The organism is Streptomyces sp. SAS_281, from assembly GCF_052542855.1.
The window spans coordinates 1-3536 of record NZ_JBMNDO010000231.1; the positions used below are offsets into that span (position 1 = coordinate 1).

Annotated in this window: 3 protein-coding genes; 2 read left to right on the forward strand and 1 reads right to left on the reverse strand. The window is 70.8% G+C overall.

Annotation, left to right across the window (positions count from 1 at the left end; translation table 11 throughout):
* Positions 1 to 69 precede the first annotated feature (69 nt).
* On the forward strand, positions 70 to 294 hold the full coding sequence (locus ACN6LM_RS37705; protein ID WP_445069933.1) for a hypothetical protein: 225 nt from the start codon (positions 70 to 72) through the stop codon (positions 292 to 294).
* A 394-nt stretch (positions 295 to 688) separates the two neighbouring features.
* Positions 689 to 1189 (forward strand): metallophosphoesterase family protein, encoded by a 501-nt coding sequence (locus tag ACN6LM_RS37710; protein WP_445069935.1) that lies wholly within the window; start codon positions 689 to 691, stop codon positions 1187 to 1189.
* 219 nt (positions 1190 to 1408) lie between these two features.
* Here the strand turns inward: ACN6LM_RS37710 and ACN6LM_RS37715 are convergent, their stop codons facing one another.
* Positions 1409 to 2812, reverse strand: a complete 1404-nt coding sequence (locus ACN6LM_RS37715) for a cytochrome P450 (protein WP_445069934.1) — start codon at positions 2810 to 2812, stop codon at positions 1409 to 1411.
* Between the last annotated feature and the right edge of the window lie 724 nt (positions 2813 to 3536).

A 3536-nucleotide genomic window follows, 5' to 3' on the forward strand; every position in this document is an offset into this window, starting at 1 on the left:
GGGCCGGACGTGGCCGCCCCCCCACTACGGGGGACGACGGTGACGCCGCGAGCGGAGGTGGGGCGAGGGATGGACGCGTGGCAGTCGCTGCTGGTCCTTCTCGGCGTGGTCGGTGCCGGCGTGGCAGCCCCGTACGGCCTGGGCCTCTGCCTGGCCGCAGTGCGGACTCCCCTGGAAACCGGTGCGTTCTCCGGGGGCTTGGCGCCGGGCCGGCACGCTGTGTCACGGTTCCACGTGCGCTGGTACCCGGTGACCATGATCTTTCTGGCCTTCCTCTTCTATTACCTGCGCTGATCGCCCCGGCGTTCCTGGCACGCGAGCCTGCCGGTGTCTCGATCACAACATCGAGGATCGCCGCCGCGACCGCCTACGGAGCAGCCACCTGTTCCGTCCCGCTCGGCCTGCTGGGCGGCACCTTCCTGGACGCGCTGTCCGGTCCGCTCGCCCGTTGACCTGACACTGGGGCCCCACCGCCAGGCTTGGCGTCTCGGAATGCGGTGCATCGCAAGGCGGAGAGGCACCCGCATACTGGATGTCTGCGGGCGTTTCGACAACGCGGCGAGGTGTCGTAGCTGTCGTTGTGCACCCGCCGGGAATTGCGGGACAGCAGCCCATGAACAGGTGGCGTACCCCAAGAAACGGCCGGCAGATGGACGACGACCCCACCGCGACGCCCGCGCATCCTCCCTTGCGGCTGGTGCTCGTCTCGGACACCCATGTCCCCCGGCGCGCCAAACACCTGCCCGATGAACTGCTCGACGATGTGCACCGTGCGGACGCCGTCCTGCATGCCGGGGACTGGGTCGACGTCGCTACCCTCGATCTGCTGGAGCACCGCGCGCGGCGCCTGATCGGGGTGTACGGAAACAACGACGGTCCGGAACTGAGGGCCAGGCTGCCGGAGGTGGCCCGTGCCCGGCTGGGAGGCGTGCGGTTCGGCGTCGTCCACGAGACGGGGGCGGCCCCGGGGCGGGAGGCACGCTGCGCCGCGCTCTACCCGGACTTGGACGTCCTGGTCTTCGGCCACAGCCACATCCCCTGGGACACCGAGGCTCCGGGCGGGCTGCGGCTGCTGAATCCCGGATCGCCGACGGATCGCAGACGGCAGCCGTACTGCACCTACATGACGTGCACGGTGACGGACCGCGCACTCACCGAGGTCACCCTGCACCGCCTTCCCAGACGCTGAGCGTCGGCGACGCCTGCTGCGCGCCGGCCCGGAGCGAAAGCCGGGGACCGACCGGCCCTGCGCAGGCACCAGTGCCGGATCGCTTGCCGCAGCCTCAGCGGGTCCTTCGGGCTCCGGCTGATTCGCTTGCAGCCGCGACATCCACCAGTCGTAGCCGCAGCCCCGTGCGCACCGCCTGGCCGGCCCAAGTCACGGGCGGTGGGCGCAGGAGGGCGAGTGTCAGGGGTGTCCGCTCTCGGTGGAAGCCGTTTCTGAACCGGAATCGACGTTCGTGCCGGGTGCCGGCCCGGTGCCGGCGAGCCGAGGTTCGCATGGTGTGGCGTACATGGTCAGGCCCTTGGGCGTCGGTGTGAGTTCCAGACTCACGCCGATCTTGCGGTCCGGCCGCGCCGGACGCAGGGTGCGCAAGCCGGCCAGGGTTGCCAGGACGACGGGCAGCATGGCATCGGCCGCGGCTGCGCCGGGGCAGTACCGGGGCCCCAGCCCGTAGGCGAGCAGCGCTGCGGGGACGGGTGGCGGCACGGCGTGGGGGAGCCAGCGCTGCGGGTCGAACACGTCCGGGTCGGGGTAGCGGTTCCGGTCGCGGCGCAGGGCCCCCAGAGGCAGCGTGACCACGGCTCCGGCCGGCATCCGTACACCGCCCTGGAAGGTCTGACGGCGGGTGCGGCGGACCAGGAAGGGGATGCTGTGGAGACGGATGACTTCTTGGATGAAGGCGGTCGCGAGCGGGAGCTGGTGTGCTTGCAGGCGACTCGTATCGGGTGCGGTGGCGGCTTCGTCCTGGATCGCTTGCTGATAGTCCGGGTGGCGGCCCAGTTCGTAGCAGGTCCAGGCCAGGGTGGAGGCGCTGGTCTCCATCCCGGCGATCAGCAGGGCACGAATGTCGCGCTGCACCGCGTGGGGGTTACCGGGAGCGGCGGCACTGAGCAGGGACACCAGGTCCTGGCCGTCCGGGTCGGGCCGGTGGCCGGCCCGCACCTGGCGGACGGCCTCGTCCAGTTCGGCCAGCGCGCGGCGGCAGGCGCGGCGCCGGGGCACGGGCACCCAGGGCCAGGGCGAGAGCGCGTAACGCCAGAAGGTGCCGCTGGACAGGGTGGAGCGGGCGGCCGCGATCCTCGACAGGGTCTCGGGAGTGAGCTCGCTGTTGAAAATGCAGCTCACGAGGAGGCCGCAGGCGAGTCTGCTCATTTCCACCCGGATGTCGAGCGGTCGGTCCGAGGGCAGGTCAGCGAGAAGTCGCCGGGTACACGCTTGGACATCGGGACCGAGAGTGGTGAGCCGGGACGCGGCGAACGCGGGCCTCATCACGGCGCGCCGCTCCCGGTGGGCGGCACCCTCGAGGCCGACCACCCCGTGCTCGTTGAAGTCGCGCAGGCTCGGGTCCGGACCCCAGAACCGGAAGGTGTCTTCGTCACTGCCGATCTTGCGCAGCAGCGATGGGTCGTTGACCTGGAAGGCGGTCGCCGGACCGGTCCTGGTCCGGACGACCGGGCCGGCTTGATCGAGGCGGGCTGCGAGGTTGGCCGGGTCCAGCCAGAACCGCAGGGCCCGGGAGCGGGTGAGCCCTCCCGGACCGGGCGGCATGGGCGGTTGTCCGGGGCAGGCAGTCCTGTTCACACGCATCAGCTTCGCTGTCCTGTTCGCATTCGTCGGCCTTCGCGGTTCTGGCCGTCAGTACCGATGGGCAACGATCGACTGCGGGCGTGGTCACGTGTGCGCCGGCTCTGTCCGGCGTGGAACTCTCGTCGGCGACGACGGCCGCTCTGCTACGGAGGCTTTCAGGGTGGGGTCAGTGGATTGACGGCCAGACCGGTCGTGGTGAGGCAGCCATCGACAGGAGGGGGCCGTCAGGGGCAGCGATGCGCTGATGGGCTCCGTGGAACGCTGCACGGAACCCATCAGCGCAATCACCTTCGAGGCGCACCCGCGGGCACGTCCGGTGATGTACTTCGATTCACGACCTGCGCAGAAACTGACCACCCAGCTGGCGAGCAGGACTCGCCTCCGCAGGAGCGCGAAGCCGGCACGGCCGTACATCTGGCGCCTGATCGTTTTGATCCGGTTGACGTCGCCTTCGACGACAGGAGGCGCGGTCGATGACGCGGAGGCCCCCTTCGGCCGCTCTGCCGAGGTCGCGCCACAGGCGGAACCGGTCCACGACCTGGGACAGCGGTGGATGCCCCGATCCCGGCTCCCCAAGCCCTGCCCCACAACCGGCGCCGCGTGTCGGCCGTCCGGGCTCAAGGGTTAGGGCGTGTTTCGAAAGTAGCGCCGTCCGCCCGGAGGGCGGGTCCGGCGGCGTCTGGTGCGTGCGATCGCAAGGCGGAGGGTCGCCCCGATACTGGGT

Bases quoted from the DNA above. Each gene is read 5' to 3' on its own strand.
- ACN6LM_RS37705 (WP_445069933.1), top strand. From the start codon at position 70: ATGGACGCGTGGCAGTCGCTGCTGGTCCTTCTCGGCGTGGTCGGTGCC.
- ACN6LM_RS37715 (WP_445069934.1), bottom strand. From the start codon at position 2,812: ATGCGTGTGAACAGGACTGCCTGCCCCGGACAACCGCCCATGCCGCCC.